The sequence below is a fragment of the Roseisolibacter sp. H3M3-2 genome (assembly GCF_029211165.1).
GTDB lineage: Bacteria > Gemmatimonadota > Gemmatimonadetes > Gemmatimonadales > Gemmatimonadaceae > Roseisolibacter.
The window spans coordinates 12,283-27,107 of record NZ_JARGEK010000022.1; the positions used below are offsets into that span (position 1 = coordinate 12,283).

Below are 14,825 nucleotides of genomic sequence, written 5' to 3' on the forward strand. Positions count from 1 at the left end.
GGCTCAGGTCGCGAGGAGCGTGCGGACGATGCGCTCGTAGGCGTCGACGCTGGCGCGCAGCTCGTCGACGTGCACGTACTCGTCGGGGGTGTGGGCGACGTGGATCGACCCGGGGCCGAAGAGGAGCGGCGTCCCCCAGCGGCCGAGCAGCGGGATGTCCGAAGTGTACGCCACCGGCGCGACGTCGAACCCGTCGATGGTGTGGAAGCGCTGCGCGGGGATGGTCGAGCCCCACTCCAGCTCGGCCTTCCCCGCCGCCCACTGCGTGAGCTGCGCCTTCAGCGGCTCGACGTCGCCGACGAGCCGGAACATGACCTCGGCCTCGGCGTGCGCGGGGACGATGTTCGCCTCCGTACCGCCGCGGATCACGCCGATGTTGTACGTCGTGTCGCCCAGGGTGTCGTCGCTGGGGAGCGGCAGCTCGCCGAGCGTCGGCAGCAGCGCGATCAGCGGCTCGATGGCCGACTTGCCGAGGTGCGCGTACGCCGAGTGCGCCTCGCGGCCGCGCGTGCGCACGGTGACGCGCAGCGAGCCCTTGGCGCCGCTGGCGAGCTTGCTCTCGGTCGGCTCGCCGTTGACCAGCCAGCGGCTGGTGGCCGGGAGGTGGTTGGCGGCGCGCGCGCCGTCCGACCCCTTCTCCTCGCCGACGACGAGCAGGACGTCGACGCGCTCCTCGCCCGCCTGCGCGAGCCGGTCGGCGGCGGCGAGCATCGCGGCCGCGATCCCCTTGGCGTCGCTCGATCCGCGGCCGTACAGCCGCGACCCCTCGAGGCGCGGCGGGTAGTACGGCGGGACCGTGTCGAGGTGCGTGGACAGCGCCACCCCGCCGCCGCCGCGCGACGCCCAGACGTTGCCGCGCCCGGGCGAGACCTCCTGCACGGTGACGTTCCACCCGCGCCGCACCAGCCAGCGCGAGACGAAATCGACGGCCGGCCCCTCGCCGCCGGTCGGCGACTGGATGGCCAGCAGTTCGGCGGCGAGCGCGACGACGTCGGTCATGCGCGCAAACCTAGCGGGGCCGTCAGGACGATGCCACGCGACCGCGCGGCGTCCCGACGGCCCCGCCGACCGCCCGCGTCAGAGCGTCGGGCGGGTGTTCAGCGTTGCGTTCGTCGCGCCGAGCGTCGGGTCGGTGCCGCGGACGTGCTCGACGAACATCTGGCTGATGAGGCGGTTCGCCTCGCGGACGTACTCCTCGTGGTGCCGGAGCCCCATCTCGCCGATCTGCTGCAGGTTCGCGTCGCCGAGCGCGCGGCCGGCCTCGGCGAAGGTGCGGGACGTGTCCTCCGACTGGCGCGAGGTCACGATGTCGCCGACCAGACGGAGGAAGTCGCTCTCGCGGGCCGCGTCGGCCAGGTCGCGACCGAGCCCGAGCGCGGCGCCGAGCAGCTTCTTCCCGGCCCCGGCCTCGGCGCCGATCGACTGCTGGTACTGCTCGAGCATGCGCTGGTGCTCGCGCATGTGGGGGATGTAGCGGCTGCACAGATCGCGGAAGCGCTGATCCTCGGCCTGCGACTCGTGATCCTCGAGGTTCTTGAGGAAGGTCTGGTGCTGCATGACGGCGTTGTTGACCTGGCTCTTCAGGAAATCCGTTCCGCGATCCATGGCGACCTCGGCAAGGTTGTGGGTGAGACTGTCCCGCCAAGTGCACGAGGCGCGCCATGAGCCTCCGGACGAGTGCGCTAAGTGCTGTATTACTGCAGACTTAGGCGCGGAACCTGGACGCCGCGCGGCCGACGCGCTCGCGTTGCTTGCGGCGCGATTTTCGGTTATTATTCGGGTCCGCGCGACGACCGCGCGGGAGCGAATCCGAACGTGTCAGGAGCCCGCGTGCCCGCCTCCAAGTCCTCCCCGTCGCGCACCCCTTCGCGTGTCCGTCCGACCGCGCCGGCCAAGCCGGCGGGGAAGGCGGCGCCGAGGCCCGTGAAGCCGGCGCCGAAGGCCAAGCCGGCGGTCGCGGCGAAGGGGACGAGGACGGCAAAGCCGGCCGCGAAGCGGGTCGCGAAGGCGCCCACGCCGACCAAGCCGAGCAAGCCGACGCCCCAGAAGGCGCCGACGGCTCGGAAGGCAGCGGCGCCCGCTCGGCCGGCCAAACCGAAGGCGGCGAAGCCCGCGCGCAAGGCGGTCACGAAGACGGCGGCCAAGAAGCCGGCTGCCCGTTCGGCGGCCTCGCGCCCGCTGCCGAAGGCGAAGACGAAGGCCAGCGCGAAGCCGGTGCTCAAGGGCGGACGCGCGCGCAAGCCGGTGATCCCGGTCGAGCGCACGGTCCGCATCCGCGAGCTCGATCCGTTCTCGCGCTGCGGCCCCGACACCTCGGTCGAGCAGCTCTTCCGAGTCGACGAGTCGCTCGACGGGCGGCCGACGGTGCACCTGGTGTACCTCGACCGGCACGGCTGGTACTGCTTCCACGGGCGGGCGTGTCCCGCCGTCAGGGACGTGCACAAGGAGCTGCGCATCCCGATGCACGTCACCAACGCTTCCAGCTCCGCGAACTCCGCACTGCGGGCGCGCGCCTGACCGGCGCTGACGGCGCGCCCTCGAGTCGCTTCCCGCGACGCTTTCGCAGCGCCGACCACGAATCGGACGACAACCGGACGGACGAGAGCAGGAATCGAAGATGATCGCGAGACACGAAGCACAGGTGGACAAGGCGGACCTCTGGTCCGCGCTGGCGGCCCCGCTCCCCGCGGGCGCCATGTCGTGGCGGCAGGACGGGCGGGCGGTGGAGCGCGACGGGCGGTGGGTCGCCCGCTTCGTCGCCTACGTGGACGCCAACACGGTGCGCGAGCGGCTGGACGCCGTCGTGCCCGGCGAGTGGGACCTCACCCTCGACCTGCTCCCCCCGCTGGCGGGGCGCGACGAGGACGAGGGCAACCACGGGGCGCTGCAGGCGTCGTTCAAGGCGCGGCTGCAGATCCTCGGCGTGATCCGCGAGGACGTCGGCACGGGGCGCGACTACAAGGCCGCGGCCACCGACGCGTTCAAGCGCGCGGCCGTGCGCTTCGGCATCGGCCACGAGCTGTACGCCATGGAGCCCAACTGGGTGAAGGTCGACGGCGACGGGCGCTACGCCAAGCCGCTCGAGGACCCGCAGGTCGCCTACGAGCGCCGGCTGGCGCGCCGCGGCAACGGCAACGGGGCGGCGCTGGTCGCCGAGCCGGCGCCGGAGCGCACGGAGCGCGTCGAGCGCACGAACGGGCGCGCCGACCGGGTGAGCGACCGTCCCGCCGCGGTGGCGGTGTCCGCCGAGCCCTCGCTCGACGCGATGCCGGCGAGCGCGGTGGCGGTGACGCTCGACCCCGAGCAGGTGGCCTGCCCGAAGTGCGGCGGCCGGACGTGGGACAACCGGCTGACCAAGCGCAACCCGAAGGCGCCCGACTTCAAGTGCCGCGACCGGAGCTGCGACGGCGTCGTGTGGCCGCCGCGCGGTGCCGCGGCGGCGCAGGACGCCCCGGCGCCCGAGCGGCCGGCGGCGGCCGGGCCGGCCCCGAAGCGGAAGGAGGCGCGCGCCGCCGAGCGCGCGGCTGTGGCGGAGGCGGTCACGTTCGACGTTGGCCCGCTCGGCGCCTCGTCGGACGACGACGACCTGCCGTTCTGAGCGCCTCCGGGCGCTCGGCGATGCCTGGGCCGGGACTCGAACCCGGACGACCGAAGGTCAGCGAGGTTTAAGCTCGCCGCGGCTACCGATTACGCCACCCAGGCCGGTGCACGACGGAACGCGAATGCGGGGGCGGCCAGACCGGCCGCCCCCGCATTCGTTCGTCCAGAGCGGGAAACGGGACTCGAACCCGCGACCCCAACCTTGGCAAGGTTGTGCTCTACCAACTGAGCTATTCCCGCGTCGTCCCGACAGTATAGCCGGGCGCGTGGAGGGCGACAAGCCGGGAACGCCGGCCGCCGCTCACCCCTCCACGCCGAGCACGTGGACCGCGTACCACACCATGTACGCCAGGAGCCCCGACAGCGCGGCGTCGCCGCCGTTGGCCACCGCGCGCCCCTGCTCGTCCACCAGCTCCGCGGCGAAGCCGTTGTCGAGCGGCGCTCGGCGCATCCACTGCAGCACGAGGGCGGCGTCCGGGCCGAGCAGGCGCGCGCACTGCTGGGCGAGGACGCGCGGGGGCGCGGCGCCGAGGCGCTTGGCCGTGCGCTTGTAGGTCGCCTCGGAGCGGTCGGCCACCTCGTAGAGCGGGAGCCAGAGCGCGGAGCCGATCGGGTCGTCGTCGAGCGCGCGGTTCCCCTTGAGGTCCACCGCCGCGGCGAACGTCGCCTTCCCGTCCACCTCCGTCCCGAACTGCCGCTCGATCGTCGCCCGCACCGCCGACGGGTCCTGCACCTCCTTGGCCGTGTCCTCGTCGAGCGTCTTGCGGAAGATGTCGAGCGCCTGCGCGACGACCGCGTTCCCGTGGAGGGTGAAGGGGTGCGCGACCGGCGCGCCCGACACGCTCACCTCGGTGCTGTAGAGCGGCATCCGCTCGTCCATGCGGGCCGCGATGTCGTCGTGCGACAGGTAGAGCGTGTCGGCGACCACGGGCTCCTCGACCAGCTGGTCGTCGCCGGTGTCGCGGAGGTAGCGGTCGGTGGCGATCGCGTATGCCGCAGCGCCCTCGAGCGAGAACCCCGGCTCGAACAGGGTCCCGTCGAGGTAGTGGACCCCCTGCCCCGGCGCGTAGCCGTGCAGCTCGCAGGCGCGGATCAGCAGCTCGCGCGCGAGCCCCTGGTCGGCCAGCTGCACGGCGGGAAGTGTCCAGTTGAGCGCCTCCCAGTCGCGCACCGTGAGCCCGCCGGCGTGCCACGGCACGCGGGTGCGCATCAGGTAGAAGTGCGCGTCGTCGAGCGCGCGGCCGCAGCCGTAGAAGTAGGCGAACAGGAGGTTGCGGTTGATCAGCCGGTCGACCGCCTCGCTGCCGGTCACCTGCTCGAGCGCGCGCAGCGCCTCGCGCGTCGCCGTGAGCAGCTCCCGCCACCCGCGGCGGCGCATCGCCGCCACCGTCGCCTCCGCGCCGTCGCGCTCGGGGCCCGCCGCCAGGTAAAACGCCGCCTGCCGCGTGGTGCCGCGCTCGATGCGCAGCGAGCGGCGCACCGCGAACGTCGCGCGCTCGCCGGCGCCCGCCTCGACCACCGCGTCGCCGTCGGCGCCGAGCGCGAAGGTCACGAGACCGGGGAGGGCCGCTCCCTCGAGCACCACCAGGTCGCCGACGCGCGTCGCGCGGTGCGCGTCGTCGAACGCGCGCGGCGTGCGCACCCGGAGCTGCCGGTGCCCGAGCGTCCCCTCGACGGCGAGGTCGACGTCCACCGCCTCGGCGCCCCGGTTCTCGACCGAGATCGTGTAGACGGCGCCCGACAGGTCGGCGTCGCGTCCGTGCGGCGCGAAGATCGTCCCGCGCACGACGAGCGTGCCGACCGTGCAGGTGAAGGTCGGGAGCCACTGCACCGCGCGCTCCCAGGCGATCCCCTGCTCCGACAGCTCGCGCAGCTGGCCGTTCACGCGGAGCGTCGGGCGCAGCAGCGGCGCCCCCGTCCCCTGCAGGAAGTCGGCGTCCCCCGCGAACTCGACGGCCGCGCGCGCCCCGCGGTGCAGCACGCCGACCGCGTGCAGCGACCCGTCGGCGGGATGCACGCAGGGGAGCGACAGCCAGTGGTTGCCGGTGACCTGCCAGGGGATCTGCGGTGGCGGACGCATGGACGCGGTGCGGGGTGAGCGCGGGGCCGTTTGGTTGACGGGGCCCCGCGGCGCCGCTAATCTAGCCGCTCCGCGCCCGGACGGGTTCCGAGGCGCGGTTCTCGTTGCCCCCCAACGACTTGCGAATCCCGGTCGCGGCCCGCGCCGCCGCGCTCCTCGCGCTGCTCGCGCTGCCCCCGACGGCGCTCGCCGCCCAGACGGTCCTCGGCGGCGGGGACGACGCCACCCTGCCGCGCCGCGGCCGCGCGCGCGTCCGACTCGGCATCCTCCTCGAGACCGCGACCGAGCGCTTCGGCACCCCGGGGAGCCCGCTCGCGACGCGCCAGCCGCTGGGAAGCGGCGCGAGCTTCGACACGCTCGGCACCCGCTTCCTCCCCGCGCTGGCGCCGCTGCAGGACACGCTGCGCCTGCTCGCCGGCGACGCGGGGCTCGCCGCCTCGCTGGGCGCGCTGCGCACCGACGTGCGCGTGGACGTGCAGACGATCCCGCTGACCGCGGAGGTCGGGATCCTCGACCGCGTCGCGCTGTCGGTCATGGTGCCGTACGTCCGCACGCGCTCGTCCGTGAACCCGACGGTCGACCCGCTCGGCGGCGGCGGGAACCTCGGCTTCGCGCCGACCGACGGCGCCTCGCTGGCGCGCAACGCGACGCTCAACCGCCAGCTGACCAACGCCGAGGCGGCGCTGCGCGCGCTCGCGACGACGTGCGGCGCGGCCGGCGCGACCGACCCGCGCTGCACCGACTTCCCCTCCGCGCAGGCCACCGCGCTGCTCGCCGAGGCGGCGGCGTTCCGCGGGCGCGTCGGCTACCTGTACGGCACCGGCGTGCAGTCGTCGGGACGCCCGTTCGTGCCGGTCGCGGGGAGCCCGACGCAGCGCGCGGTCGAGGGGCGCGTCGGCGACCTGGCGACGCGCTTCCGCGCCTTCGGCATCGACACGCTGGCCGCGACGAGCGCGCCGGCCGGTGCGAGCGCGCGCCTCGGGCTCGGCGGCGTGCAGTCGCTGCTCACGGGCGAGGCGTACGGGATCGCCGGCGACACGCTGCGCGGGCTGCTGCAGTCGGGGACCGGCGACGTCGAGCTGGCGGCCAGCGTGCAGTGGCTCGACACCTTCCGCGGCGACGAGCGCGCGCGCCTCGCGCCGAGCGGCGTCCAGCTCCGCAGCACGCTCACCGCCGGCTACCGGCTCGGCGTCGGCAGCGGCGACCTCCCCTTCTACTGGTTCGACGTCCCCACCGGCTCGGGCGTCAGCGCGCTGCTGCTGCGCTCCGCCACGGACGTCGTGCTGGGGCGCCGCGCGTGGGCGACCGCGGTGGTGCGCGTCACGCAGCCGTTCGCCGATGAGCCGGTCGTCCGCGTGCCGACGGCCCCGGGCGAGGTGTTCGTCCCCGCGGGACGCGAGCTGACGGTGAGCCGCCAGCTCGGGCGCGAGGTGCAGGTCGAGCTGACGCCGCGCTGGTCGTTCGGCGACTATCTGGGCGTGTGGGGGCAGTACCGGCTGCGCGCCAAGGCGGCCGACGAGTACGAGGGGCGTATCGTCATCCCCGCCGCCGCCGGCGTGCCGGAGACGGTCATCGACGCCGCGTCGCTGAACGCGGAGAGCGACGCCCGCGACCAGCAGGCGGGACTCGGCGTCACGTACTCCACGGTCGCGGCCTACGCGCGCGGCCGCAGCAACCTGCCGCTCGAGGTGAGCTGGATCTACCGCACCACGCTCGCCGGCGCGGGTGGCGTTCCGAGGTTCGCGTCGCAGCAGGTCGCGGTACGGTTGTACTTCCGCGTCGCCGGAGCCCGCCAGCGCGGCGTCAGCGGCGTGCGCTGACCTTCCGCCGCGCCGGCGCCGGTTCCGCGGCCGACGCGGGTTCGGGCGCGGCGCCGCGCGTGGCGCCTCCGCCGGCCGCCGAGTCGAGCAGCTCGCGCGCGTGGGCGCGGCTCACCTCGCTCTCCGGGTCGCCGCCGAGCAGGCGCGCGACCTCGTGCACGCGCTCGTCGCCGACGAGGACGCGGACGTCGGCCGTCGTCACGCCGGCGCGCGCACCCTTGGCCACCTGGATGTGGTGGTGCGCGCGCGCCGCGAGCTGCGGCAGGTGCGAGATGGCGAACACCTGATGGTGCTCGGCGACGCGGCGCATCGTCTCGCCGACCATCAGCCCGACGCGCCCGCCGATGCCGGCGTCGACCTCGTCGAACACGAGCGTCGGGACGCCGTCGAGGCGCGCCAGGATGGTCTTCAGCGCGAGCATCACGCGTGACAGCTCGCCGCCGGACGCCACGCGCGCCAGCGGCCGCGCGTCGTGGCCGACGTTGAGCGCGACGCGGAACTCGACGTCCTCCGCGCCCGTCGGCCCCGGCTCCTCGCGCGGGGTGAGCGCGAGGCGGAAGCGCCCCTCCGCCATCCCGAGGTCGGGGAACACCGCCTCGACGGCCGCCGACAGCCGGTCGGCCGCCGCCTGTCGCATCGCGGTCAGCGTCGCCGCGGCCTCCAGCAGCCGGTCGCGCGTCTCTGCCTCGCGCGCGTCGAGCGCCTTCATGTCGATCCCCGCCGAGTCGACGAGGTCGAGCTCCTCGCGCGCCTGCCGCCCCGTGTCGATCACCTGCGCCAGCTCCGGCCCGTACTTCTTGCACAGCCGGAAGATCAGGTCGCGCCGCCGCTGCACCTCGGCGAGCCGCTCGGGATCGAGCTCCACCGCGCGCTCGTACTCGACCAGCTCGCGCGACAGCTCCTCGAGCGCGTAGAAGGCGTTGTCGTACAGCTCGTTCAGCCGCGCGAGCGCGGGGTCGATGCGCTCCAGGCTCGCCAGCGTGCGGTGCAGCTGCGCGAGCTGGTGCAGCACCCCCTCCTCGGCGCTCTCCAGCAGCCCGGCGGCGCCGCCCGAGAGCGTGCGCAGCTCGTCGGCGTGCTCGAGTCGGCGCGCCTCCTCCTCCAGCCGCTCGTCCTCCCCGGCGACGAGCCGCGCCTCCTCGATCTCCTTCACGACGTGCCGCAGGTAGTCGGCGCGGCGCTCCGCGTCGGCGCGCCGCGCGGCGAGGGTGCGGCGCTCCTCTCGCACCGCGGCCAGCGCGTGCGCCGCCTCGCGCACCGCGTCCGCCTGCGCGGTCGCCCCGCCGAACGCGTCGAGGATCCGCCGCTGCGAGTCGGCGTCGAGCAGCGTCTGCGCCTCGTGCTGCCCGTGCAGGTTCACGAGCTGCCGACCGACCTCGGCGAGCACGCCGGCCGTGACGGGCGACCCGTTGACCCACGCGCGCGCGCGCCCGCCGGCGGCGATCTCGCGCTTCAGCACCACCGTCCGCTCCTCGACCTCGATCCCGCGCTCGTCGAGCGCGCGCGCGAGGTCGTCGCGCCCCGCGATGTCGAAGCTCCCCTCCACGCTCGCCCGGTCGCTCCCCGTGCGGATCAGGTCCGCGCTCGCCCGCTCCCCGAGCAGGAGCCCGAGGGCGCCGACGATGATCGACTTCCCCGCCCCCGTCTCGCCCGATAGCACGTTGAAGCCGCGGGCCAGCGGGAGGGAGAGCGACTCGATGATCGCGAAGTTCTTGATCCGGAGCTCGGTGAGCATCAGGCTGGGAGCGAAGCTACGCCGCCGCGGGCCGGCGCACGGGCCGAACGGACGCGGCGGGGACCCGCGCGACGCGCGCGCGGGCGGGCCCGTTCAGGGCGTCCCCGAAGATACCCCGTCAGCGGGCTCCGCGCTCCCCACCGCGCGGACGGCCGCCGGGGTCGGACGCAGCGCCGGCGCGCTCCCGTCTCGCGCGGTGTCGTCGCGCTCCGAGAGGCCGCCCCACCCCATCTTCTCGCGCAGCCGCCCGAAGAAGCCGGTGTCCGGGAAGCGGGCGATCACCACCGGCGACTCGGCGCGTCGGATGACCAGCGTCCCGCGCTGCTCGAACGTCGTGCCGACCTGCCCGTCGATCGTCACCAGCAGCGCCTCCGGGCCGTCGTCGGCCGCGAGGTGGATCACCGCGGTCGGCGGCAGCACCAGCGGGCGGATCGCCAGCGTGTGCGGCGAGACGGCGGTGAGCACGATCGACTCGACCGTGGGCACGACGATCGGCCCCCCGGCGGAGAGCGAGTACGCGGTCGAGCCCGTGGGCGTCGACACCACCACCCCGTCGGCCGCGAACGCGCCCACCGGCTCGCCGTCCACCCAGGCGGCGAAGCGCACGACGCGGGCGAACCCGCCCTTGTGCAGCACCACGTCGTTCAGCGAGCGCCACCGCATGTGCTCGGTCCCGCCCGCGTCGAGCGCGGCGGCGCGCAGCGCCATGCGCCGCTCCGCATGGAAGTCGCCCGCGGCGAGGCGGCGCACGCCGTCCTCCAGCCCGGACGCGTCGCAGCTCGTCAGGAAGCCGAGCCGCCCCAGGTTGACGCCGAGGATCGGCGGCGTGCGCCCGTCGAGCATGCGGGCCGCGCGCAGCAGCGTCCCGTCGCCTCCGAGGCTGAGCACCGCGTCCACCGGGGCCGCGTCGTCGAGCAGCGACGCCTCGGGGAGGTGCGGGCGCAGCGCCGCCTCGGCGACCAGCTCGAGCCCGAGCTGCGGGACGAGCGCCCGCAGCCGACGCACGACGTCGGACAGCCCGCCGTAGTCCGAGTTGCCGACGACGCCGAGTCGCATGGGAGGCGGCGCGGTCAGCCCGCGACCGCCTCGCTCTCGTGCAGCGCCCGCACCCGGTCGGCGATCCCGGCCGGGTCGAGCCCGCACTGCGCCAGCTGCCGCGCGCGCGACGCGGCGTACACGATCCGGTCGGGCACCCCGTGCGCGATCACGCGCACCGACGGCTCGCGCTTCTCGACCAGCGCGGCCATGTAGGCGCCGAAGCCGTTGACGACCGTCCCCTCCTCGACCACCAGCAGCGTGCGGTGGTCGCCGAGCAGCGCCGTCAGCGTCAGCTCGTCGTGCGGCTTGAGGTAGCGGCAGTTCACCACCGTCACGTCGAGCCCCTCGGCGGCCAGCGTCTCCGCGGCGGCGAGCGACGGCTGCACCATCGTGCCGACGGCCAGGATCGCGACCTCGCGGCCGCGGCGCACGACCTCCCACGTCGCGTGCGGCGTCGCCTCGATCTGGTCGATGGCCGGCACCGCGTCGGGGGCGACGTCGCGCGGGTAGCGCAGGCAGAACGGCCCGTCGGCGTGCTCGACGCCGGCGCGCAGGAGCGCCAGCATCTCGCGCCCGTCCTTGGGCGCCGTCACCACCATCCCGGGCACGGCCAGCATGTAGGCGATGTCGTACAGCCCCATGTGCGTCTCGCCGTCCTCGCCCACGAGCCCCGCGCGGTCCATCGCGAACACGACCGGCAGGTGCTGCAGCGCCACGTCGTGGATCACGTTGTCGTACGCGCGCTGCAGGAACGTCGAGTAGATCGCCACCACCGGCTTCACGCCGCGCGTCGCCAGCCCGGCGGCGAAGGTCACGCCGTGCCCCTCGGCGATGCCGACGTCGAAGAAGCGCGTCGGGTGCTGCTTGGCGAACGCGCCGGTGCCGGTGCCGCTCGGCATCGCCGCCGTGATCACCGCCACGCGCGGGTCGATCGCCCCCAGCTCGGCGAGCCCCTTCCCGAACACGCTCGTGTAGTTCGGGTTCGCGGTCGACGTCTTGAGCTGCTTGCCGGTGCTCGGGTCGTGCCCCGGCGGGAGCGCGTGCCACTTCTCGGTGTTCTCGCCGGCCGGGAAGCCCTTCCCCTTCTGCGTGATCACGTGCACGAGGCGCGGCCCCTTGAGCGCGCGCACCGCGGCGAACGTGTCCACCAGCTGGTCGATGTCGTGCCCGTCGATCGGGCCGAAGTACCGGAAGCCCATCTCCTCGAACAGCACGCCGGGGGTGAGGAACGCCTTGACGCTCTCCTCCCACTTCCGGATGAGCGTCCCCGCGGCGCCCGTCTTCCCGCCGCGCCCGTCGGCGAGCTCGCCGATCTTGCTGCGCAGGCGGTTGTAGAGCGGGTTGCGCTGGATCGAGGTGAGGTACTTGTGCATCGCGCCCACGTTCGGCGCGATCGACATCTCGTTGTCGTTGAGCACGACGATCAGGTCGCGCTCCGAGTGCCCCGCGTTGTTCAGCCCCTCGTACGCCAGCCCGCACGACAGCGAGCCGTCGCCGATGACGGCGGCGACCTTGAAGTCCTCGCCGCGCAGGTCGCGGCCGACGGCCATCCCGAGCGCCGCCGAGATCGAGGTGGCGGCGTGCCCCGCGCCGAAGGCGTCGTACTCGCTCTCGGTGCGCTTGAGGAAGCCGGAGATCCCCTCCTCCTGCCGCAGCGACTCCATGCGCCCGTTGCGCCCCGTGAGCAGCTTGTGCGGGTACCCCTGGTGCCCGACGTCCCAGACCAGCTGGTCGCGCGGGGTGTCGAGGACCGCGTGCAGGGCGACGCTCAGCTCGACCACCCCGAGCCCGGCGCCGATGTGCCCCCCGGTGCGCGAGCAGACGTCGATGAGCCGGGCGCGGATCTCGTCGGCCAGGGACCGGAGCTCGTCGCGGGAGAGGGCCTTCAGGTCGGCCGTCGACTCGAGGCGATCGAGCAGGCTCATGGGCGGGGCGTGGCGAAGAGGCAGCAGACGGGTGACGACGGCGCGGCTGGAGGGAGCTCGTCCGTCCCTCGTACCCGTCCGGTCACGGAATCTACCACTCAACGACGGGGGCGGCAGGACCGATCCCCCGGCGGCGGCAGGCCGGACGCCTCAGGAGCGGCGGCGGACGGTGAAGCGGGCCACGTGCTCCAGCGCCGGCGTCAGCAGCCCGACGGCGTCGAGCGCGCCGCACGCGTCCTCGACCAGCGCCTCGGCGCGGGCCATTGCGCCGGCGACCCCGAGCAGCGCGGGGTAGGTGCTCTTCTGCAACTCGAGGTCGCGCCCGGCCGTCTTGCCGAGCTGGTCGGTCGTCGCCGTCACGTCGAGGACGTCGTCGGCGATCTGGAAGGCCAGCCCGATCGACGCCCCGTAGCGCCGCAGCGCCTCCAGCCGTGCCGCGCCCGCCCCCGCCGCCAGCCCGCCCAGGACGGCGGCCGCGAGGATCAGCGCCCCCGTCTTCGCGGAGTGGATCCGCTCCAGCCGCTCCAGCGACAGCGACTCCCCCTCCCCCTCGAGGTCGAGCTGCTGCCCGCCGATCATCCCGCCGGCGCCCGAGGCGCGCATCAGCTCGCGCACGACCGCGCCGCGCGCCGCTTCGCCGAGGCCGAGCGCCGCCGCGGCGTCGAGCGCCGCGCGCGCCGCCAGCGGCACCATCGCCAGCCCGGCCGCCGTCGCCGCGGGGACCCCGTACACCAGGTGCACCGTCGGCCGCCCGCGGCGCATGTCGTCGTCGTCCATGCACGGCAGGTCGTCGTGCACCAGCGAGTACGCGTGGACGACCTCGACCGCCGCGGCCAGCGTCGCCGCGTCCCCCGCCCCGCCGCACGCCTCGTGCGCCGCGAGCACGAGGATCGGCCGCAGCCGCTTTCCCTCGCCGAGCAGCGAATAACGGATCGCCTCGGCGACCACGGGCTCGAGTCCGGCGAGGTAGCGGTCGCAGAAGCCGCGTAGCGCCGCGTCCACGCGGGCGCGCTGGCCGGCGAAGCGCGCCTCGGCCGCGGCGAGCGCCGCGTCGCGCGCGGCGTCGGGGCGGAGCCCGGTGGTCATCCTCAGGCGTCCAGCGCGGGCAGGTCGAAGGTGCCGTCGGTGCGCTCGACCAGCAGCCGCACCTGCGCCTCGGCGCGCGCCAGCTCCCCCGACGCCTCGCGCAGCTTCGCCACCCCCTCCTCGAACAGCTGCAGCGCGCGGTCGAGCGCGAGCTCGTCGTGCTCCAGCGAGTCGACGATCTCCTGCAGGCGGGCGAGCGTCGCTTCGAACGTCATGGCGGGGGCGGGGGTGGTCATGCGTCCGACGGGCGGACTGCGGCGGGGACGGTGCCGTCGCGCACCTGCAGCGCGAACGCGCGCCCGGGCGGGAAGTCCGCCACGCGCGACAGCAGCGACCCGTCGGCGGCGCGGGCGACGGCGTACCCGCGCCCCAACGTGGCGAGCGGGGAGAGCGCGTGCAACCGGCCGGCGGCGGTCTCCAGCACCGCCCGCCGGCGCTCGGTCAGCCGCGTCGCCCCCGCCACGAGGTCGGCCCGGACGTCGGCCAGCCGCTCGCCCGCGCGGTCGAGGTGCCACGCGCCCGCGGCGCGCGGCGCCTCCCCGAGCGCCCGCACGTCGTCGCGCACGTCGGCGAGCACCGGCACCACCGCCTCGGCGGCGTCGGCCGGCGTCGCCGCGCGCAGGTCGGCGACCAGGTCGCACAGGGTGACGTCCACCTCGTGCCCGACCGCGCTGACCACGGGCACCGGGCAGGCCGCCACGGCGCGCGCGAGCTGCTCGTCGTTGAACGCCCACAGGTCCTCGCGCGCGCCGCCGCCGCGCCCGACGATGACCACGTCGACGTCGCGCCACCGCCCCACGCGCTCGATGGCCGCGCGCAGCTCCTCCGCCGCGCCGTCCCCCTGCACCTTGGCGGGGACCACCACGATCTCGACCAGCGGCGAGCGGCGGCGCGCGACCGCGACGACGTCGTGCAGGGCGGCGCCGTCCGGGCTCGTGATCACCGCGACGCGCCGCGGGTAGCGCGGGAGCGGCCGCTTGCGCAGCGGGTCGAGCAGCCCGTCGGCGGCCAGCTTGGCGCGCGTCTGGTCGAGCGCCTTGCGCCACAGCCCGTCCCCCTGCGCCTCCAGCGCCTTCACGACCACCTGCAGGTCGCCGCGCGCCGCGTACACCGAGACCTGGCCCAGGGCGACCACCTGCATCCCGTCGTCGGGCGTCGCCGGGAGGCGGCGCGCGTCGCGGGCCCACATGACGCAGCGCACCTGCGCGACCTGGTCGCGCAGGCAGAAGTAGAAGTGGCCGTTGCGGTGCGCCTTGAAGTCGCTGACCTCGCCGCGCACCCACAGCGGGACGAAGGCGCCCTCGACGACCTCCTTCAACGTCTGCGTCAGCGTCGACACCGAGACGGCGGCGGCCGGCGACGCGCCCGGGATTGCCCCCGGCTGCGGCACCGGCGCGGCGGCCATCGCGTCGAACGCCGCCAGCATGTCGGCCTCGCTGCTCGCGGCCGTCAGCCCCGCCGCCTCGGCCGCCGCCGCGAACGCCTCCATCTCGGGCGTCGGCCGCGCGTACGGGTCGACCGCCGGCGCCGCCGGCGCGGCC

At 75.2% G+C, this 14,825-nt stretch carries 13 protein-coding genes and 2 tRNA genes; 3 read left to right on the top strand and 12 right to left on the bottom strand.

What is annotated here, in order from left to right; genetic code table 11:
* Positions 1–3 precede the first annotated feature (3 nt).
* From PYV61_RS03840 to PYV61_RS03850, 3 genes are all read right to left on the bottom strand, one after another.
* Positions 4–999 carry a M20/M25/M40 family metallo-hydrolase gene (locus PYV61_RS03840; protein ID WP_275828513.1) on the bottom strand — a complete coding sequence of 332 codons (996 nt, stop codon included), beginning with the start codon at positions 997–999 and terminating at the stop codon, positions 4–6.
* A 78-nt stretch (positions 1,000–1,077) separates the two neighbouring features.
* Positions 1,078–1,605, bottom strand: a complete 528-nt coding sequence (locus PYV61_RS03845) for a hypothetical protein (protein WP_275828515.1) — start codon at positions 1,603–1,605, stop codon at positions 1,078–1,080.
* Between the two features lie 167 nt (positions 1,606–1,772).
* A complete protein-coding gene (locus tag PYV61_RS03850; RefSeq protein WP_275828517.1) occupies positions 1,773–2,222 on the bottom strand; it encodes a hypothetical protein in 450 nt (149 codons plus the stop codon).
* Between PYV61_RS03850 and PYV61_RS03855 the strand changes: the two genes are divergently transcribed.
* The gene (locus tag PYV61_RS03855) at positions 2,215–2,517 is read left to right on the top strand and encodes a hypothetical protein (protein ID WP_275828519.1); all 303 of its coding nucleotides are present in this window, start codon (positions 2,215–2,217) and stop codon (positions 2,515–2,517) included. The genes PYV61_RS03850 and PYV61_RS03855 overlap by 8 nt on opposite strands.
* Before the next feature lie 100 nt (positions 2,518–2,617).
* The gene (locus PYV61_RS03860) at positions 2,618–3,598 is read left to right on the top strand and encodes a Rad52/Rad22 family DNA repair protein (RefSeq protein WP_275828521.1); all 981 of its coding nucleotides are present in this window, start codon (positions 2,618–2,620) and stop codon (positions 3,596–3,598) included.
* A gap of 21 nt (positions 3,599–3,619) precedes the next feature.
* Here the strand turns inward: PYV61_RS03860 and PYV61_RS03865 are convergent.
* The 3 genes from PYV61_RS03865 to PYV61_RS03875 form a co-directional block, all read right to left on the bottom strand.
* Positions 3,620–3,702, bottom strand: a tRNA-Leu gene (locus PYV61_RS03865).
* A 65-nt stretch (positions 3,703–3,767) separates the two neighbouring features.
* Positions 3,768–3,840 (bottom strand) — tRNA-Gly (locus PYV61_RS03870).
* Positions 3,841–3,901: 61 nt separating this feature from the next.
* A complete protein-coding gene (locus PYV61_RS03875) occupies positions 3,902–5,680 on the bottom strand; it encodes a hypothetical protein (RefSeq protein ID WP_275828522.1) in 1,779 nt (592 codons plus the stop codon).
* Positions 5,681–5,799: 119 nt separating this feature from the next.
* Here PYV61_RS03875 and PYV61_RS03880 point away from each other — a divergent pair, with 119 nt between their 5' ends.
* On the top strand, positions 5,800–7,500 hold the full coding sequence (locus PYV61_RS03880) for a hypothetical protein (protein ID WP_275828523.1): 1,701 nt from the start codon (positions 5,800–5,802) through the stop codon (positions 7,498–7,500).
* Here PYV61_RS03880 and recN read toward each other — a convergent pair.
* The 6 genes from recN to xseA form a co-directional block, all read right to left on the bottom strand.
* Positions 7,484–9,235: a DNA repair protein RecN gene (recN, locus tag PYV61_RS03885; RefSeq protein WP_275828526.1), complete on the bottom strand. Its 1,752-nt coding sequence runs from the start codon at positions 9,233–9,235 to the stop codon at positions 7,484–7,486. The two genes, PYV61_RS03880 and recN, sit on opposite strands and share 17 nt — an antisense overlap.
* Positions 9,236–9,328: 93 nt before the next feature.
* Complete coding sequence (locus PYV61_RS03890) at positions 9,329–10,291, bottom strand: NAD(+)/NADH kinase (protein ID WP_275828528.1); 963 nt, start codon at positions 10,289–10,291, stop codon at positions 9,329–9,331.
* Between the two features lie 14 nt (positions 10,292–10,305).
* On the bottom strand, positions 10,306–12,198 hold the full coding sequence (dxs, locus tag PYV61_RS03895) for a 1-deoxy-D-xylulose-5-phosphate synthase (RefSeq protein WP_275828530.1): 1,893 nt from the start codon (positions 12,196–12,198) through the stop codon (positions 10,306–10,308).
* A 150-nt stretch (positions 12,199–12,348) separates the two neighbouring features.
* Positions 12,349–13,284: a farnesyl diphosphate synthase gene (locus tag PYV61_RS03900; RefSeq protein WP_275828533.1), complete on the bottom strand. Its 936-nt coding sequence runs from the start codon at positions 13,282–13,284 to the stop codon at positions 12,349–12,351.
* Between the two features lie 2 nt (positions 13,285–13,286).
* Positions 13,287–13,520 carry an exodeoxyribonuclease VII small subunit gene (gene xseB / locus PYV61_RS03905; protein WP_275828535.1) on the bottom strand — a complete coding sequence of 78 codons (234 nt, stop codon included), beginning with the start codon at positions 13,518–13,520 and terminating at the stop codon, positions 13,287–13,289.
* Positions 13,517–14,825 (bottom strand): exodeoxyribonuclease VII large subunit (gene xseA, locus PYV61_RS03910; RefSeq protein ID WP_275828537.1); only part of this gene is annotated, 1,309 nt, incomplete at its 5' end. The genes xseA and xseB, both read right to left, overlap by 4 nt.